Consider the following 18,682-nt stretch of genomic DNA (forward strand, 5'->3'; position numbering starts at 1 on the left):
TCCGGCGTCGACGCACTGGCGCTTCGATTCGGACATGGGCATTTCGCTTCGGCGACGTCAATGCGTGATTGATTGAGCGTAAAACCCACGCGCGCAATCGCCCGGAAGAACGGCCTCCAGGTGCGGCGCGCAAGCGACATGGCGGCCCGGTCCGAAAATGCGCCGATCCGCAGCCGCTTCGATATCTGCTTCCAGCGTCTCGGCAGGGCGCCACATGCTCCAGCGGCCGCGAAACAAATTCGGAGCTTGACGCCGGCGATCAGGCCATTTATTTAACCTTAGAATTATATAACCGATAGGAAAATTATGCCAGACCCTCTGAGCGCTACGCTCGCCGCTTTGGCGGACCCGACACGGCGCGCCATCCTGGCCCGGCTGGCGCAAGGCGAGGCGTCCGTCAACGAACTCTCCGCGCCCTTTTCCATCAGCCAGCCGGCGATTTCGAAACACCTCAAGGTTTTGGAGCGTGCTGGCCTCATCAGCCGCGGGCGGCTTGCGCAGTCTCGGCCGTGCCGGTTGGAGGCGGCGCCGCTGCGCGATCTGTCCGGGTGGCTGGAGACCTACCGTCGCTTCTGGGATCAAAGCTTCGACCGTCTCGACGCCTATCTGAACGAACTGCAGAAGGGGAATCCCGATGAGCCTCGCAACTGACTTGTCTTGCCCGACGCTTGTCGTTTCGCGTCATTTCGCCGCGCCGCCGGAGCTTCTCTTCGACGCCTGGTTTGATCCGAAGGCCGTCGGCGCATGGCTGTTCGCTACGCCTGGCGGCGTCTCGAAACATGTCGAGATTGACGCGCGCGTCGGCGGCGGTTTCGCGATTCAGGAGCAACGCGGCGAGATATTGGCGACGCATTTCGGCGAATACCGCGAAATCCTCCGTCCCCGTCGAATCGTTTTCACTTTCGGAAGCAGCAAGGATGGTCCCTTCAGCGTCGTGACCGTGGACATCAAACCAGACGGCGCAGGAAGCGTCCTCACGCTCACGCATCGCCTCTTGCCGGAATGGGCGTCGGTCGACGTCAGCGTGCGCGCCGGCTGGGAAAGCGCTCTCGAAGGATTGGCGCGCGCTACGGGTGAGGACGGCGACGGCCATACGTTGGTCATACATCGAACCTTCGACGCACCGCGAATTCTCGTGTGGAAGGCTTGGACGGAAGCCAACCATCTGCTGCGCTGGATGTGCCCTGCGGCGTTCAAGGTGCTGTTCGCCGAGAATGATCTGCGCATCGGCGGCAAATGGCGTTCGGGCATGCGCTCGCCGGAAGGCGAGGACTTCATCCATTGCGGAGAATATCTGGAAATCGAGAAACCTTCGCGTCTTGTCTTTACGCACACATGGGAGAGCAACCGCCTTGAACCGCGCGCGAACACCAAGATCACCGTGGTTCTCAATGAAATTGGCGGCAAGACCCAGATGATCTTCATCCATGCAGGCCTCGCGACCGAAGAGTCCGCGTGCTCGCATCAACATGGCTGGACCGGCGCGTTCGAGAATCTCGCGCAACTTGCGAGCGAACTCGTCCAGAAAATTCACTGAAGGCGTCTCGACATGCAACCAAGCGGCTATTGTCGCAATGGGTGGGCCGTTAGGCAAACGCATTTCACGCATTTCCCTGGAGGATCCATCGAAGTGATGACGCCGATGCTTCCGATACCAGGCGGCTAATCGCCCTTTGATCGTCAACACAGGAATCGAACACGATGAAAATTACGGTTGAAGCGACGGTGGCATCGCCGATCGAACACGTCTGGCGCGCCTATACGAACCCTGACGACATCAAACGATGGAATGCCGCGTCCGACGATTGGCACACGACGGCTGCAACGGTTGATTTGCGTGAGGGAGGAATGTTTTCTTCGCGCATGGAAGCCAAAGATGGCAGCATGGGTTTCGACTTTGCCGGGACCTACACGAAGATCGTTGCGCCAAGACTCATAGAATACCTCTTCGGCGATCGAACGGCCTCGGTCGAATTCACTGACGCCGAAGCGGGCGTCAATGTGCGGGTGACATTTGACGCGGAGGCGACGCATTCGATCGAGCAGCAGCGCGGCGGTTGGCAGGCGATCCTCAACAACTTCGCTCGCTATGTCGAAAGATCGCACTAAGGAGATTCGTGATGCTCATATTCTTCGCCTGCTTGGTCGGCCTTCTCGGCGCAGTGCTGTTTTATGCTTCGACAAAGCCGAACGAATGCAATTTTTCACGGTCGATCCACATCTTGGCGCCGCCCGAGAAGATATTTCCGCTGATCGACGATCCGCGCGCCATGAACGAATGGAACCCTTTCGTGAAGGCCGATCCAAACATCAAGCTCTCCTATAGCGGCCCGCCAAACGGAGTCGGCGCCGCCAATGATTTCGACGGCAATAACAAGGTCGGCGCCGGCCGGGCGGAAATCATCGAGTCTGCGCCTTCGTCGAAAGTTGTCGTGGCGCTGCGCATGGATCGACCGATGAAATGCCAGAACCGTGTCGAGTTCACGATTGTCCCGAACGGGAACGGCACCGACGTCACTTGGGCAATGAGCGGCAAGCAACCATTCATGGGGAAGTTGTTCAGCGTTTTCGTCAACACCGAGAAAATGGTCTCGAGCGCTTTTGAGACCGGTCTCGCCGATTTGAAGGCGAGAGCTGAAGCTTAAATCATTTGTGGAGCACGCCGACGGCCCCACGCAAAAGGTTCGCGGCTGTCTCCGGTGCGACACGAGGCCAAGGAAGCAGCCAGCTTTATGTCTCGCTCATTCCTAATTCGCGCATTCCAAAAAAATTTCGCCACGCATGTCACGCTGAGGATAGCTGTCTTGTCATGACTTTGCCGACGCCTGTCGAAGGAGATTACGATGGCCAGTCACGAAGTTGCGAAAATTGACGCCGACGCCGCCTGCGTGACGCTCATCAATGTCTACGAAGTGGAGCCGGAAAAGCAGGCCGACCTTGTGCGCCTGCTGTCCGAGGCGACCGAGACGGTCTTCCGACGGCAACCGGGCTTCGTCTCAGTCAGCGTCCACAGCGCCATGGACGGCAAGCGGATCGTGAACTATGCCCAGTGGGCGTCGAAGGAGCATTTCGAGGACTTCATGAAGAAGCCCGAAACCCAGCAAAAGTTGAAACAATTCGCGGCCCTTGTGAAAACAGTATCGCCTGGTCTTTACAAGGTGAACGCCGTGCACGCGGAATGATCGTCAAAGAGCGTCAACCCGACATGTCGGAAATGAATCCCGACAGGGTCTTTGCGCGCCAGCGTCCGCGGTTGGTTCGGCTCGCCTACCGGATGTTGGGAACGATCGCGGACGCGGAGGACGTGGTTCAGGATGCTTGGCTGCGTTGGCTCGCGACGGATCGAGAGGCGGTGCGCGATCCGTCGGCCTTCCTGCGCACGATCGTCACACACCTTTGCCTGAACGAACTCAAATCCGCGAGGCGCCGGCGCGAGATCTATATCGGACCATGGTTGCCGGAGCCGATTGTCGAACCGGAAAACGCGGAAGACGGGATCGACGACATCACGTTGCCGCTGATGGTGGCGCTGGAAAGCCTGTCGCCGCTGGAACGGGCCGCCTTCCTGCTGCACGACGTGTTCGGCGCCGGTTTCGACGAGGTCGCTGAAACGATCGGCCGCGAAACGGCGACCTGTCGAAAACTGGCCAGTCGCGCGCGAGAACGACTTCGCTCGGCCCGGCCACGGTTTCCAGTCGCCAAGGAGCATGGCCTGAAGATCGCGTCCGCCTTCTTCGCCGCCTCCCGAAGCGGCGACATCGAAGCGCTGCGGTCGCTGCTGGCGGAGGATGTCGTCGCCTATGCGGACGGCGGCGGCAAGGTTTCCGCGTCGCCGCAGCCGCTGGTTGGCCTTCGTAGAGTGCTGGAGCGCCACGCAGCCCTTGCTCGCGGTTTCACGGTGACCCCGTCTCGACTGATCCGCTATGGCGTCATCAGCGGCTTGCCAGGATTCGTCTCGATCGAGGCCGAGGGCGTCCTGCAGACGACGGCCTTGCAGATCGAGCAAGGGAAGGTCGTCGGCCTCTACGTCACGCGAAATCCCGACAAGCTGCGACATTTGCGGATGTTTTCGCAGGAGGTGATGGAGGCGCTGGCGCTTGGCGCCAAAGGCGCGGCGGCGGCGCGTCCAGAATATGCGCGCACCAGCCGCCGAGAACGCGGGCGGTTTCGAATAAGCGCTACCGGGGGCGGGGAGGGGGTGGCGGTCGGGCCGATTTAAAATGAATCCGCTCTAATCACTGCGCCTGTTCAACGCCTGTTTTGAGTTGATTGCGCTCATTAAAAGGATGTGTTCGTCCACCTGCCCCGTCGCCGCGGCGACGTCTTCTACGGTTATTACGTTCCTTTTGTGAGACAAAGCCAAAAGAGCGGCATGCTTGCCGATAACCTGGCAGGAGTAAGGGAGCCCGCAGCTTAATTCCATGGCGAGCGACAGAGCATCGTCCATTATCTCGAATCCGCACTGCCTCCAGCGATCCGATAGGAATTCCTGCACGTTCGCAGGATCAAGCTCGTCCAAGGGTATTATCTGCAAATGCCTTTGAACAGATATGTGCGCTCTCTTAAAGAGTGTTGCAGCTCCCGGCGATCCAACCAATATGAGCTTAGCGTCCACGGCATTATCGCAGATTACCTTTATCAAATTAGCAAATTTGGCTAAGTCTTCTAGGTTTGATACTTCATCAAAATCATCGAATACAAGCAAGAGAGGCGATTTCACACAGGCCAATTCGAATTCCACGTCAAGGCGTGAAAGATCAACGTTATCAAATTGGGTCGGCGCTCTTCCCTGGAGCGCCAGGATTCTTTTTAAAACCTTACTCCAGATCGCCTTAAAACTTGAGTTTTCACAGTTCATGCGAACGCATGTGATTTGAGGGGCTGCTCTGCTCGCGCAGTCTAAAAAGCAGCTGATCATCGACGTTTTGCCGGCTCCCCGTCCGCCGACGACGAAGGCATGCCTTCCTGGACTGGCGACGACACGGAGCAGTTCGCGCAGGCTGGCTTCGCGGCCAACCAGTTCTGCGAGGGAGGAAATAGGCCTTCCAGGAGTAAATGTCTTTTCTACAGTATGTATTCTAGCCCGTATATCGTCTGGGGTCGGACCTGGGTTTCCGGTTGGCACAGGCGTAACCTTAGCGGGATTTGAGGCTTCGCAGCCGTCCGCATCCGCGGCGCAAAAAAAATCAGACAATAGCCAAGCTAAAGCTATTTGGCGCGCACAGCAACGGTTTTCCCGGTAACTGCGTTGCCGCCGCAAGCGACAGAGCTATGACGCGGGACCCTGCTCCTCGAAATGGAGCAGGGCTTGGATCGCCCCCGCGATGACCTGTCGGCCCTGCCCGAATGGGCGGCTTTCTCGCATTTTCGGAAGCTTTCGCGTGGCGCCGGCCGGCCGGTCCCGCTCAATATCAGCACGTCGCCTGACGTCCCGCGCCAGAGGTCCTTGACCGAACGCGCGCAAAAATGGGATGGCCGTCGTGCAGTCGAACCTGCGCTGATTTGGGGAGGCCTCGAAAAGTCCGATCCGCGACGTTCGAATGCGACAGCGAGCGTTTCGCGTAGCGCTTCATCGGTCATGTTTCTGGGCGGAGCGCCCGCCCCTGAATGCAGCGGGAACCATGAGGCCCGTTGCGCGTTTTGCGTGAGGCGCAGTTTGCGTGTCGTTTTGTGCTCCGATCGGCGGGAGCCGCTCGCAAGAGGCCGACAAGGAAAGAAGAAAATGGCGCTCGCAGAAAGGTTCCTCCTCACAGCAAGACCCGCCTTACCGCGGGGCAGGATGCTGGACGTCGGCAGGCTGGCGCTCGTGGCGACGGCGCTGGCGTCTGTAGCGGCTATCGTTCTGCGGATTTTTGCGCTTGGCCATCCGGTCATGGCCTTGTGGTTGGCGGCCGCTTTTTGCGCGTGGGCATTTATTTTCGGGGCCGCCAGAGCGTCGGAGACGTCGGGTCGCCCACGTAGAAGCGGACCGCTCGCCTAGCGATTGAAACTCTTCGGTCGTCTTTACGCCACGCCGCCGCGCGGCCTCTGATCAAAATTAACAGGGCGTTAGTCGCCCGAGGTCTAGGAGGCCTGCGCCCGGAGGATCGCGCGCACGCATCAAGGGAGCGCGCTCCGCCGGGCAAGGGATGGGACGATCGTAAAGCGCCTAACGGTGCGCAAGGCCGCCGCGTCCGTCCAACAGCGCCCGCGCCTGGACTTATGGACAGCGCCGCTGATCTCTCTGCGCCGCCAGCCCTCTCCCCCGAGGGCTTGCTGTTGGGTGTGGCGCCACTTTGGACGTCAAGGCGCATGAGAAATTCGCTTATCGCTAACCAATCCGGATAATAAATGCAAAGGGCGGTTCGAGCGGCGTGCAATGTTTTGCCGCAATTGAGGCATATTAAGTAGGGGATAAAGTTACATATTTGACGGAAAGCTTATCATGCGCATGCACGTTCCCACATCTAAGGCGGGCTTCTCGAAACTCGCGCCGCTTGACGTTTTCTGGGCGATTGCGGCCCCAATCGTCGCTTTGGCGTTGCGCGATCCGAACTTTCTCGAAGCTCACGATTTAACGGAAGGCATCCCTGCGAGCTATCTATATGTGCTCGTCACCATCATCTGTGCGATCCCCGCCTTCTTGGTGTTCCGGATCAGCGATGGCATGAACCATCTGTTTTCCGTTCACGACGCTTTCGCCGTTTGTGGCGCCGTCGCAGCGACGGTCGCTTCCAGCAGCCTTTTCCTGTTCGTTTTGACTCGCCTGGATGGCGTGCCGCGCTCTACGCCGCTCATTTGCGGACTGGTCCTGGGCGCGGGCTTGATTGTCGATCGGGCGATCGCGCGAGTCTATCATCAGAAGCTCAATGCGCACAAAGCCAAGCGCTGCGCCATTGCAACGCCGCAGGATTTGCGCCGCATCGTCCTGATTGGAGCCGATCGCTTTTCGGCGTTGACGATAAAGTTGCTGGACCATCAGCGTCCCCGGACGACGCAGGTCGTCGCCGCGCTCGATCCGCGGGACGCTTTAATCGGGCGCGCTATCGCAGGGGTAAAGATCGTCGGACTGGTCGAAGATTTCGAAGCCATCGTGGACGAATATGCGGTACACGGCATTGAGATCGACGAGGTCTGGCTCTCGGATGACGTGACGAGTTTGTCCGATGACATTTTAGAGCGGGTGAGCGAGCAATGTGGGGAGCGAGGGCTTAGATTTACGCGAATCTCCGAAGCGCTGAATTTGGCGCCTTCGGTCGTTCGCGCTTCCGGCGACTGGCGTAGCGATGCCGATGACCCGATGCGACTCGGCGGTTATTTCAAGTTGAAGCGTATTATCGATCTCATAGGAGCCGGCGCACTGCTCCTGGCGCTTATGCCGCTGACGCTAATCGCCGCATATTTGGTGCTCGTCGATGTCGGGGCGCCGATGATTTTTTGGCAACAGAGAATCGGCCAAAACGGGCGTAGATTTCTGCTCTACAAATTCCGCACATACCACGCGCCTTACGATAAGCACGGCCGAAAAATTCCGGAAGACCAGCGTCTTTCCAAAATTGGCCGCGCCATCCGCGCTGCGCGACTGGATGAAATTCCGCAATTGTTGAACGTGCTGATCGGCGATATGTCGCTCATTGGCCCACGTCCGCTTCTCCCTCACGACCAGCCCAGCGATCCGCGTCGGCGCCTCTTGGCGCGGCCAGGCATAACTGGATGGGCGCAGCTCAATGGCGGAACGATCGTGACGCCTGACGAAAAAGACGCGCTGGATATTTGGTACATCCATCACGCGTCGATATGGCTGGATCTCAAGATCGTGGTGAGCACCTTCTTGTTCGCGTTTAAGGGCGAGAAGGTGAACGATCTTGTTTTGCAGCAGGCGATGCGCTGGCGCAACGAGAATGCGACCGTGACGAGGTTCGTCCAGGCAGAGCAGTTCGCGCCAGAAAGCTTGCTTGAGGCGCGTTCTCGCTATTGAAGCTAAGCAGCAGGCGATCAAGTTGCGCGAGAGATCAACGCTGCTCGCAATCAGTTAATTTTTCGTTCATGGCATCGCGTCTCGCCGTAGCGATTGAGGTCTAAAGCTTGGCGTAGCAGGCAAAGCCCTCTCTTCGTGGTGGGGGTCAGAGGCTCCATGCCGGCGGACGCTCTCGCTGCGGATGCAAGATCAGCAAAAATCTATGGACCGGATTTTCCAGATCCCGATCTGATCTTTGGAGCGTCGCGAGACCAGCGGCTTGCGAACTTTCTTCTCCGGCAGGCCGCCGACGCAGAATTCTATCTCCTGCCCTTCGCTTCGCCCGAATTGACCAAACGGCGCTTGGAAAGTGCGAGTGAGGATGACGCCCGCGCGCGCCGTCGCGTCGGGAGTTGCCAGCGGCTCGTCGCTCCTGTCGATCAAGGGCGTGGCCATCTGGGTTCGCTGCCCACTGACCGAACGTGAGGTCTCACGGCGGCTATAGGTCGAACGAACCTAGCGATCTCTTTGTCGACGAAGCGGAGAAACTGTCGCTTGCTCGTTGAGTCTGGAAATAAAAGGTCGACCAGTTCTGTGGTGTTGAGAAAAAAACGAACCATTCGCTCATTGAGCGAATCTGCTCGCGAAATGTCTTTCAAAGCTATTCGCCTGCGCCACAGCGTCGGATAGCCAAGATGCGGAAACAGCCTGCGTGGAAACGAAATCTTCTGCGCATCTGCGCGAATTCCGATCGCCTCGGCAAGAAGCGCTTGGGCGCTAAAAAGCGCCACGAGGCCGGAGAATACCCGATAGTTTAGAGTAAAATCTTGATCAGTAGGTCTGACCAGTAAAAGTACTAAAATCGGTCCAATGACGAATACTGACCAAAAAACGCAACCCTTCCAGGATCTGACGGCTCCGCTCCCCTCCAGCATTGGTAATTCCTGCTATTTAATCAGTGTTGATAATCGGGTAACGGAACGCACTGCCGTGAAGCGGCAGCTTTACAATATAAGCCATCGTCCTGATAAGCTTATTTTCCGAAAAGTCCTAGCCTTCCTCCGTTGCGCCGTCAATGCCCTGGGCTCACGCCGGCTCGCGCATTGCGCCCTCCGATTCAACGGTCCTTTCGAAGACTAAAAAGGCCGATCGCGAAACTTCAGCGCAAGAACAAGATGAGAGTTATCGCCGATGAGAAAATGAGACCGTCGCGCAGATATCCAACGCAGGACGCGAGCAGAAGCTGAGCCTTCTCGTTGGAGCCCGACTGCGTATCTTGCGCCGGAAGCGCCCACGACGGAGCAGTCCGCCGACTGCACGCGAGCTTCCTCCAGGATGGAAATCTGCGGCGCCAGCTTTCTTCTCATCGACCAAGCGATCGAATCTCAATCCGATAGCGCCGAGCGTCGCTGCCGCGCTCAAGGCGCGCTTGGGGCGGCGGTCATGTCAAAGAAAAGGCATTATCTGATGCGATGTTACCTTTGTTCGCAAGCCGAGCGTCGAGGTTCATTTCATGATTGATCTCCATTCGCACATTTTGCCCGGAATTGACGACGGCGCCGCCGATGTCGACATTGCTCTCGAGATGGCGCGCATCGCCGTCGCCAATGGCGTCACCGTTCAGGCTTGCACTCCCCACATCTTTCCTGGCGTCTATGATAATTCCGGCCCGCAAATTCGATTGGCGGTCGACGAATTTCAGCACTGCCTGGATGAACATGAAATTCCTTTGCGCCTGGTGACCGGCGCCGACGCCCATATCGTTCCAAACATGGTTGAAGGATTGCGATCTGGCGCAATCCTATCGCTTGCTGACACGAGATATGTGCTCGTGGAGCCGCCGCATCACGTTGCGCCGCCACGTATTGAATATCTGTTCTTTGAACTCCTCAGTGCGGGCTACGTGCCAATTCTCACCCATCCTGAGAGATTGACGTGGATAGAAAGTCGTTTCGAGACATTCGTTCAGCTCTTCCACGCTGGCGTTTGGATGCAACTTACCTCCGGTTCAGTGACAGGCTCCTTCGGCAAGAGACCTCAATATTGGTCTGAACGAATGTTGAAGGAGGGGATGGTTCATATCCTGGCTTCGGACGCCCACGGAGCAAGGCGCCGTAGGCCTGACCTTGCCGAGGGACGCGCGGCGGCGGCGAAATGGCTGGGCGAGACAGAGGCGGATCAGCTTGTTCTTATTCGTCCGCGCGCAATTTTGGAGAATGTCGCTCCATGTAGCGTGACCCCTCCTGGCCGCGCACAGCATTCGAACTCGGGCGAGCCCTATAACGTAGAGAGCCGTACTCGCGGGCCGCGGTCCCGATGGACCGGGGCTCGGCGCGACAGCGGGTCGGGAGAAAAGCGCCGATACGGGGCGGATCGCGGTTTCTCAGGGTTGCTCGACCGCTTTTTTGGATAATCGAGCCGTGAACGCACAGCTTGGCTGCTTGCGTGAACGCTTGCTCCGCCTGACCATTGGATCCGACTGCGTCGAGGCGCAGAACGCCGTCGAGATCATCACGAGGGGCTGAGCGCGGGTTGAGCATCACGGCTTTCACAATCGACGAAGAGACGTCGCCGCGTTTGTGCGTTCGCAGCGGCGACCATCCTGGGAACGCCGTCGTCCTTCTGCCCGGGGCGAGTCGCGTCCGACGCGGAAGGTTTCGATATCGCAGCGTTTTTCGACCTTGCGCCGCATAGGGACGGCGGGTAAACTTTCGAAAGGTTGCACATACAGTGAGTCTTCGACACATCCGTCAGCGTAGCGACGGCATATATGGCAAGCACATTCTTGGACAGTGGACGCCTCTTCGCGTCCTTGTCACGGTGTCGGCGCAATAGTGCGGAATCGAACCGCTGCCGGCATGAAGAACGCTAGCGACCAAGGGTTAGTTAGATGTCATCTCAACCGCGCCTGATTGATTGCATCGTTGGCGCACGTCCAAATTTCGTAAAGATTGCGCCGATCATGAAGGCGCTCGCGCGGAGAAGTAACTTTTCCACCCGCCTCATTCACACAGGCCAACATTACGACGTCGCGATGAACGAGGTGTTCTTCGCGGATCTGCGAATCCCAAAGCCCGACCTCAATCTGGAGGTTGGCTCAGGCACGAGCACCGCGCAGACGGCGCAGGTGATGCTCAAGCTCGAACCAGTGACGGCGTCGCGGCGTCCCGATCTGCTCCTCGTTGTCGGCGATGTTAATTCGACTCTTGCGGCGGCGCTCGTCGCGGCGAAGCTGGGCGTGCCGCTTGCGCACGTCGAAGCGGGCCTGCGCAGCAACGATCTGACAATGCCTGAGGAAATCAATCGCATCGTCACCGATCGCCTTTCTAATCTTCTGTTCACGACAGAGCGCGCCGGCAACGAAAATCTCATCGAGGAGGGCGTCTCCCCGGAAAAGATTTTCTTCGTGGGCAACGTCATGATCGACTCTATGCTCGCGTCGCTGGAGCGCGCCGAGCCGGCGAGCGGCACGCTGAGCGAACTTGATCCCTCGAGCGCCATTGCGGCGGACGCCGCTAACGGCTTCGCTTTCGTCACGCTACATCGACCCTCCAACGTGGACGACCCCGAAAAGCTCGCAGGGCTTCTCAAGGCGCTGTCGACGATCTCGCGCGACATCCCGCTGGTGTTCCCGATGCATCCGCGCACCAAGGCGGTGATCCAGAACGCCGAACTAGGAAATCTGTTGCAAGACTCTCGGGTGCTGGTCGCTCCGCCGTTGAGCTATTTGCGCGCGCTCGGGCTTATGCGCGAAGCAAAATTCGTCATTACCGACAGCGGCGGCGTTCAGGAAGAAACGACCGCGCTCGGGGTCCCCTGCCTGACGGCGCGAGAGAACACCGAACGGCCGATCACCATAGACGAAGGGTCCAACACGCTCATCGGCACCTGTCCCGACGCGATTATCGCCGCGGCGAACGACGTCTTGCGCAATGGCGGCAAAGGCGGCCGCATTCCGGCTTTATGGGACGGCAAGGCGTCTGAACGAATAGCCGACCGCATCGCGGCGTATCTTGACGCCCGCGTCGCGACGAGCGGGCCCTTGAAAGAGTTTTCAGCGGTTGGAAACGAGGCATGATTCAGTGGGGCTGCAACGACGAGGGAAGAATCATGCGACGCGGCGACGCGAAATTTGGGGCGTTTTTCAATCATGCCGATCTTGAGACGCGAATATGGAAGTTACGTCTTCCGCAGGCAACCCGCCGGCGAGGCGGGGGCGAGATCGCGTTTGGCGCGATGCAAGCGACGCTCGACATGGCATGCGCCTCGACATCGACCGCATGGCCCTGCAGCGGCTTCGACGAAACGGACGATATGTCGAGAGAGAAAAATCCTGAATTGCGAGCCGACAGATCAATCACTGTCCAATTCAAATACGACAGCAGCGACGAAAACATCCTCAGAGAGACGCGGGATGGTTTTTCGACCGCCTGTTAAGCGTCAGCTGCCATGCGGATCATCTTTTTCTCCCACTATTATCCCCCGGAGGTGAATGCTCCTGCTTCCCGCACGTCTGATCACGCGCGCATCTGGGCGCGCGCCGGCCATGACGTGACGATTGTGACCTGCACGCCTAATCACCCGGACGGCGAGGCCTACCCTGGCTATGCGAACAAACTCTGGCAGGAGGAAACGATTGACGGCGTCAAAGTCGTGCGAGTCTGGACCTTCCTCGCCGCGAATGAAGGCTTCGCGCTGCGCGCGCTCAACTATGCATCGTACATGTTCTCAGCATGCCAGGCATTGCTGAAACTCAAAAGGCCCGATGTGATCGTTTCGACCTCCCCACAATTTTTCTGCGGGCTCGCCGGGCTCATCGCGCAGGCCTATTGGAAGCGGCCCTGGGCGCTCGAAGTCCGCGACTTGTGGCCCGAAAGCATCGTCACGGTCGGCGCCATGGGCAAGGGTAAATTGATCGAGGCGCTGGAGCGTATTGAGTCGCTTGCGTATCGCAGGGCGAACAAAATCATCTCCGTCACCGATTCCTTCGTGCCGCACATCGCCGCGCGCGGCGGCGCGAACAAGGTCGTGGTGATAAAAAACGGGGCCAATTTAGAGCTGTTCACGCCTTCGAATGACGACGGAGGGCTGAGAGCGCGTCTGGGGCTCGAAGGTCGCTTCATCGGCGCTTATGTCGGAACCCTTGGCATGGCGCACGGGCTCGACACCATTTTGCAGGCCGCGGCGCTTCTACGCGACGATCCCCGCATCGCCTTCTTACTCGTTGGAGGCGGCGCCGAACGGGAACAACTGGAGCGACGCAAGGCGGAAATGGCTCTCGACAATGTCGTCCTGCTCGGGCAGCAACCCAAGGATTCGATGCCCCGCATTTGGGCCGCCACCGACGTCAGCCTGATCCTGCTGCGCCGTAACGATCTTTTCAAGAAAGTGCTGCCCTCAAAGATGTTCGAGGCCATGGCGATGCGCCGGCCCATCATTCTTGGCGTGGAAGGGGAGGCGCAAGAACTGCTTCGCGAAGCTGGCGCGGCGATTTCCATCACCCCCGAGAGCGCCGAAGAGCTTGCGGCGGCGATGAAGAAACTCGCCGACGACCGATCGCTCGGCGAAAAGCTCGGCGCATCCGGCTGCGCCTTCGTGAACGAACATTACAACAGAACCAAGCTCGCTGCGCAGTACATCGAGGCGCTTGAAGAGACGGCGAAGGCGCCAGCTTGCGACACAGATGTGTCGTGCGAAAAAATCGAAGCCGGCTCGTGAGCCAGCGTTCTCTCATGCGCGAGATTCCCCGAGCGCTGGCGTTCGCTCGCCACATTCCGCTCAGGAAAGTTATCCGCAGACTTACGCTCGACGCGAAACGCCGCATTGCGCAAAGCTCGCATAATGTCGCCCCAGCGCCGCCGCCTCCTGTGGGCGCATGCAAAGCGCTGAGGCCGCCGTTTGCCCCGCGGCGCGGCAAGGTGCGGCGCGTCCCCGAGGGACGGGTTTTCGAGTTTCTCGGGCGTCGGATTTATGCGGGCGACATCATCGACTGGCGCGCCGGCGGAGAGGGTTCGACGCACCAGCTATGGCGGATGAACCTCCATTACATGGAATATCTTGAGGAGGTCGACGACGCGGATTTCATCGATTTGGTCAGCCAATGGTTCGACGCCAATCCGCCTTACCGACCGCATTACTGGGCCGATAGCTGGAACAGCTACGCACTGTCGTTACGCATTGTCGTCTGGATGCAGCAGTTCGCCTTGCGCCAAGAGCGGCTTGGCATTGAGATGCGCGACAGGCTTCTTTCGTCGCTCGCCCAGCAGATTCGGTTTCTCGAAAACAATCTCGAGACCGATATAGGCGGCAACCATCTCGTGAAGAATCTCAAGGCGCTCATTCTCGCTTCGACCCTGTTTAAGGGCGACGAGGCGCTGCGATGGCGCCGACGGGCGCTGCGGATGCTGGCGGAAGAGATTTCCACACAGATCTTGCCTGACGGCGTTCATTATGAGCGCTCGCCATCTTATCACTGCCAGGTGTTCGCCGATCTCCTCGAATGCCGGCACGCCTTGGGGAATGATCCGCTCGAGGGCGCGCTCGACGCGGCGCTCGACCGTATGGCGCAGGCGACGGCTGATCTTGCGCATCCCGATGGCGGCGTCGCGCAGTTTAATGACGCGGGATTGACGATGGCCTATTCGCCAGCCGAGTGTCTCGCCGTCTATGGCAGCATCTTCAACCGTCAGCCGGCCGCGCGCGCGCACTTTGAATTTCCGCACGCCGGCTATTTCGGATGTAGATCCGGCGATAATTATTTCATTGCGGATTGCGGGCGGATCGCGCCGGATGACTTGCCTGCGCATGGTCACGGCGACGTCCTGTCCTTCGAATGGTCTATCGGTGGTCGCCGGTTCATTGTCGACCAAGGCGTATTCGAATACCTGGCGGGAGAGCGCCGACGCGCGGCGCGAAGCGCGGCGAGCCACAATACGCTTTGCCTCGCCGGCGCGGATCAGGCGGATTTCTTTGGAGCATTCCGATGCGGGCGCAGGCCCAACATTGACCTGCGTCTTTGGCGACCTCACGCAGAGGGCTTCGTTCTCGAAGGATCGCATGATGGTTACAGTCATCTGCCGGGCCGGCCAATTCATCTGCGGCGTTTCGAGATCGGTCCGGGCGAACTTGACATCACAGATCGAATTTCGCCGAGCAGTGTGCAGGGCGGCGCGATCAGCTTTCTCCTCCACCCGGAGGTCGTTGCGACGATCGAAAACGGCCGTTGCGTTCTGGAGTGTGGCGGCAAGCAGATAAGTTTCACGTCGAGCTTGCCGGCGACCAAGGAGCCCGCGGTCTGGTGGCCGGACATGGGGACCGAGTGCGCAACAACCCGTCTGGTCATAAAATTGCCGCCGGGTGTGGAAGAGTCGCAAATTCGATTTGCGCAGGACCATCAAAATCTTGAGCGAGGTGCCGCATTTTCCGCCACGGCGCTGACCGCAGAATTGCAACAAGAGGGATAAGCGGATGCTACGTAGCGTATATGAGCACAGCCCCTATCGCTTTGCAGACAAGGGGCAGCCGCTCGACTCGATCAATGTTTTCCTAGAGCAGCGTGGGTACAAAGTTAGCTCCGCGCGCCACAATGAAATGAACGTCGAAGAATACGACGATTTCGTCGCGGTAAGGGCGTCCAACGAGATGTCTTCATGAAACAGGTTGAACAGAATTATCGTTCAGGGGAACTGCGCGTCGCCGAGGTGCCTGCGCCGCGCGCGGGCGCCGGCCAAATTTTGGTGGCGACCCGTGTGTCGCTGATCAGCTCCGGCACCGAGAAGCAGCTGATGGACCTTGCGAAAGCCTCGCTCGCCGGCAAGGCGATGGCGCGCCCTGATCTCGTGCGCCGAGTGGCGCGCAATGTTCAGCGCGACGGGCTGAGGCCGACGATCGAGAAGGTGTTCGCAAAACTCGATACGCCAATTCCGCTCGGATACAGTCTCGCTGGCGAAGTCATTGAAGTGGGCCGCAACGTCACCGGCTTTTCTGTCGGCGATCGCGTCGCCTGCGCCGGGGCGGGATTCGCGAATCACGCCGAGGTCAACGTCGTTCCCAAAAATCTTGCGGTGCGCATTCCAGAAGGCGTCGACGACGAGGACGCGAGTTTCGCGACCCTCGGGGCTATTGCGATGCAAGGCGTGCGCCTCGCCGAGACCACGCTCGGAGAACGCGTCGTCGTAATGGGCCTCGGCCTCATCGGCCTCATCTCCGTGCAGTTGCTCAAAGCCTGCGGATGCCGTGTCTTGGGTTTCGATCCGATGCCGGAGCGGGCCGCGCTTGCGCAAGAACTCGGCGCGGATGTCGCGGTGAGCTCCGCCCTGACGGAGAGCGTGGCGAACTTCACGCGCGGCTATGGCGCGGATGCTGTGTTGCTGACCGCCTCGACCAAATCCAACGAGCCAATCAATGTCGCGGCGGAGATCAGCCGCTTGAAGGGGCGAGTGATCGTTGTCGGTCTCGTTGGCATGACTCTCGATCGCGAGCCCTTCTACAAGCGGGAGCTCGAACTGAAGCTCTCATTGTCCTACGGTCCGGGACGCCACGATCCGGCCTATGAGATTTCGGGGCATGACTATCCTCTGCCTTACGTTCGCTGGACCGAGCAACGCAATCTTGAGTCGTTCCTCGAACTGATCGGCGCGGGCCGGGTGACGCCGAAGCGGCTCCTGACGCATCGCTTCACGATCGCCAACGCAGAATCCGCTTATAGAGTGATGGAGAAGGGCGAGCCGCATCTCGCCATGCTGCTGACGTACCCCGAGGCGACCCCAGAAGGCGTCACGCGGCTGATTCAACGCGCGGCGCCAAAGAAGGCGAAGAAGGACGGAAGTCGCGTGTCCTTCATAGGACTGGGGAATTACGCCAAGAGCGTCCTGCTTCCCGCCGTGCGCAAGGCGGGCGGGGTCACGCTGAGCCATGTGGCCACATCGACCGGACTGAGTGCGGGGCATGCAGGCGAGAAGTTTGGATTTGCGTCTATCGCGACGGACGGCGACGCGATTATCGCGTCCGAGGACACGGACACGGTTTTTATCGCGACGCGCCACGATTCCCACGCGAGACTCGCCGCCGATGCGTTGATGGCTGGCAAGCATGTGTTCTGCGAAAAGCCAATGGCGATGAATGGCGACGAATTGGCCGAGGTCGCCGCGGCGGCGGCGGCGGCGGACACAATTTTCACCGTCGGCTTCAACCGGCGCTTCTCGCCGCTCCTGATGAAGGCGAAAGCGGCGCTCAGTCCGCGCGCCGGGCCGCTGGTGATGCTTTACCGAATCAATGCCGGCGCCATTCCCGGCGACAGCTGGATCCAGCGAGACGAGGGTGGCGGCCGAATCGTTGGTGAAATATGTCACTTTGTCGATACGCTGACTTATCTTTGCGGCGCGCTCCCCGAGGAAGTGTCAGCGGTCGCGGCCCGTGATCTCGCGGATGCGGTTTCGATACTGATCAAATTCGCGGACGGATCGACGGGAACGATCGTCTATTCTTCCGTCGGCGATCCCAACGTGCCGAAGGAGTATCTCGAAATCTTCGCGTCCGGCCGCGTCATTTTGCTCGACGACTATCGTCAGCTGCGCGTCACCGCCAACGGGAAGTCGACCTCGACGAAGGGCGCGCAGGACAAAGGACAGCTGGCGCTCGTCGACGCTTTCCTTAAGGCCGCACGGGGCGGCGAGGACGCGCCAATCCCCCTTCGGGAGCTGGTCGCTGTGACCGAGACGACTTTCGCGATCGAGGAGGCGATCCGCACCGGATCCGTCATTGTCATCGGGACCCAATGAGGCGGTGATGAAGCCAGGGGCTGCGATCGAAGCTGTATGTGACAAGACGACGGACGATCGACTGTCGATCACCGCGATTGTCCTCGCATTCAACGAGGAGATCCATATTCGCCGTTGCCTCGAGCGAATTCTTCCGCACGTTCAGCGCGTCGTCGTCGTCGATAGCTTCTCCACTGACAAAACGGTCGAAATCGCGCGGGACTTGGGCGCTGAAGTCCTCCAACACCCGTTCAAGCATCAAGCCGATCAGTTTCAGTGGGCGCTCGATACGCTGGACATCCAGACCGACTGGGTGCTCAAGCTCGATTCAGACGAATATCTCGAGCCGAGCGCCCAGGAGTGGTTGCGGCAGAAGCTGGTGGACGTTCCTGCCGACGTTACGGGACTCGAGTTCAAGAGGAAGGTCATTTTCCAGGGACGATTCATCCGTCACGGTCGGTACTATCAAACCGTGCTCTTGCGTCTGTGGCGGCGCGGCTGCGGCGCCATCGAACAGCGCTGGATGGACGAACACGCCATTCTTCTTCATGGGCGGTCGACTAGGGTCGATGCTGGCGATCTCGTTGATGACAATCTCAACGATATGACCTACTGGATCGATAAACATAATCGCTACGCGACCCGCGCGATGGTCGACTTCATCAACCGTGAGCATCCCATATTCTGGAAGGATGAGCGGATCAAAGATACCGACTCATCCGCGGGCAAAAAGCGCTTCCTGAAGAATAGCCTCTACGCTCGCGCGCCCCTTTATCTTCGCGCCTTCCTCTTTTATGCGTATCGCTATATCTTCAGACTCGGCTTCCTCGACGGTCGTGAAGGTCTGGTCTTTCACTTCATGCACGGCTGCTGGGTCTTCATGCTGATCGACGCAAAGATCGACGAGGCGCGCCGTTTCATCCGTGCGCATGGGATCGAAGCGTTTAAGCAACATCTCGTCGACCGGCATCGAATACAACTTTGAGAG

At 59.1% G+C, this 18,682-nt stretch carries 18 protein-coding genes; 16 read left to right on the top strand and 2 right to left on the bottom strand.

Annotated elements, in window-relative coordinates:
- The first annotated feature begins 306 nt into the window (after positions 1-306).
- From BN69_RS11760 to BN69_RS11785, 6 genes are all read left to right on the top strand, one after another.
- Positions 307-651: an ArsR/SmtB family transcription factor gene (locus BN69_RS11760; protein WP_014891835.1), complete on the top strand. Its 345-nt coding sequence runs from the start codon at positions 307-309 to the stop codon at positions 649-651.
- The gene (locus tag BN69_RS11765; protein ID WP_041926947.1) at positions 635-1,537 is read left to right on the top strand and encodes an SRPBCC family protein; all 903 of its coding nucleotides are present in this window, start codon (positions 635-637) and stop codon (positions 1,535-1,537) included. Before BN69_RS11760 ends, BN69_RS11765 begins: the two co-directional genes overlap by 17 nt.
- Before the next feature lie 164 nt (positions 1,538-1,701).
- Positions 1,702-2,109 carry an SRPBCC family protein gene (locus BN69_RS11770; protein WP_014891837.1) on the top strand — a complete coding sequence of 136 codons (408 nt, stop codon included), beginning with the start codon at positions 1,702-1,704 and terminating at the stop codon, positions 2,107-2,109.
- 11 nt (positions 2,110-2,120) lie between these two features.
- Positions 2,121-2,645: an SRPBCC family protein gene (locus BN69_RS11775; RefSeq protein WP_014891838.1), complete on the top strand. Its 525-nt coding sequence runs from the start codon at positions 2,121-2,123 to the stop codon at positions 2,643-2,645.
- Positions 2,646-2,843: 198 nt separating this feature from the next.
- Entirely contained in the window at positions 2,844-3,182 is a 339-nt protein-coding gene (locus BN69_RS11780) for an antibiotic biosynthesis monooxygenase family protein (protein ID WP_014891839.1), read from the top strand.
- 23 nt (positions 3,183-3,205) lie between these two features.
- Positions 3,206-4,219: a sigma-70 family RNA polymerase sigma factor gene (locus tag BN69_RS11785; protein WP_173370395.1), complete on the top strand. Its 1,014-nt coding sequence runs from the start codon at positions 3,206-3,208 to the stop codon at positions 4,217-4,219.
- Between the two features lie 12 nt (positions 4,220-4,231).
- On the opposite strand, the gene BN69_RS18825 is transcribed toward BN69_RS11785, so the two are convergent.
- Positions 4,232-5,194 (bottom strand): AAA family ATPase, encoded by a 963-nt coding sequence (locus BN69_RS18825; protein WP_158491312.1) that lies wholly within the window; start codon positions 5,192-5,194, stop codon positions 4,232-4,234.
- Between the two features lie 1,386 nt (positions 5,195-6,580).
- Complete coding sequence (locus tag BN69_RS19470) at positions 6,581-6,958, bottom strand: hypothetical protein (protein ID WP_158491313.1); 378 nt, start codon at positions 6,956-6,958, stop codon at positions 6,581-6,583.
- Positions 6,959-7,072: 114 nt separating this feature from the next.
- Between BN69_RS19470 and BN69_RS19475 the strand changes: the two genes are divergently transcribed.
- The 10 genes from BN69_RS19475 to BN69_RS11850 all read left to right on the top strand — a co-directional run bounded on the left by BN69_RS19475 (position 7,073) and on the right by BN69_RS11850 (position 18,679).
- Entirely contained in the window at positions 7,073-7,957 is an 885-nt protein-coding gene (locus BN69_RS19475) for a sugar transferase (protein WP_158491314.1), read from the top strand.
- A gap of 156 nt (positions 7,958-8,113) precedes the next feature.
- Positions 8,114-8,422: an undecaprenyl diphosphate synthase family protein gene (locus BN69_RS20085; protein WP_083858745.1), complete on the top strand. Its 309-nt coding sequence runs from the start codon at positions 8,114-8,116 to the stop codon at positions 8,420-8,422.
- Positions 8,423-9,449: 1,027 nt separating this feature from the next.
- Positions 9,450-10,349 (top strand): tyrosine-protein phosphatase, encoded by a 900-nt coding sequence (locus tag BN69_RS18840; RefSeq protein WP_014891847.1) that lies wholly within the window; start codon positions 9,450-9,452, stop codon positions 10,347-10,349.
- Positions 10,350-10,826: 477 nt separating this feature from the next.
- On the top strand, positions 10,827-12,014 hold the full coding sequence (gene wecB, locus BN69_RS11820) for a non-hydrolyzing UDP-N-acetylglucosamine 2-epimerase (protein WP_014891848.1): 1,188 nt from the start codon (positions 10,827-10,829) through the stop codon (positions 12,012-12,014).
- A complete protein-coding gene (locus tag BN69_RS18500; RefSeq protein ID WP_014891849.1) occupies positions 12,011-12,373 on the top strand; it encodes a hypothetical protein in 363 nt (120 codons plus the stop codon). Before wecB ends, BN69_RS18500 begins: the two co-directional genes overlap by 4 nt.
- Positions 12,374-12,385: 12 nt before the next feature.
- On the top strand, positions 12,386-13,654 hold the full coding sequence (locus BN69_RS11830; protein WP_014891850.1) for a glycosyltransferase family 4 protein: 1,269 nt from the start codon (positions 12,386-12,388) through the stop codon (positions 13,652-13,654).
- A 200-nt stretch (positions 13,655-13,854) separates the two neighbouring features.
- Positions 13,855-15,399, top strand: a complete 1,545-nt coding sequence (locus BN69_RS18505) for a heparinase II/III family protein (RefSeq protein WP_158491315.1) — start codon at positions 13,855-13,857, stop codon at positions 15,397-15,399.
- Between the two features lie 4 nt (positions 15,400-15,403).
- Positions 15,404-15,589 carry a hypothetical protein gene (locus BN69_RS11840; protein ID WP_014891852.1) on the top strand — a complete coding sequence of 62 codons (186 nt, stop codon included), beginning with the start codon at positions 15,404-15,406 and terminating at the stop codon, positions 15,587-15,589.
- A complete protein-coding gene (locus tag BN69_RS11845) occupies positions 15,586-17,715 on the top strand; it encodes a bi-domain-containing oxidoreductase (RefSeq protein WP_014891853.1) in 2,130 nt (709 codons plus the stop codon). Before BN69_RS11840 ends, BN69_RS11845 begins: the two co-directional genes overlap by 4 nt.
- Positions 17,716-17,722: 7 nt before the next feature.
- The gene (locus BN69_RS11850) at positions 17,723-18,679 is read left to right on the top strand and encodes a glycosyltransferase family 2 protein (RefSeq protein WP_014891854.1); all 957 of its coding nucleotides are present in this window, start codon (positions 17,723-17,725) and stop codon (positions 18,677-18,679) included.
- Positions 18,680-18,682: the final 3 nt, after the last annotated feature.

Source organism: Methylocystis sp. SC2, from assembly GCF_000304315.1.
GTDB lineage: Bacteria > Pseudomonadota > Alphaproteobacteria > Rhizobiales > Beijerinckiaceae > Methylocystis.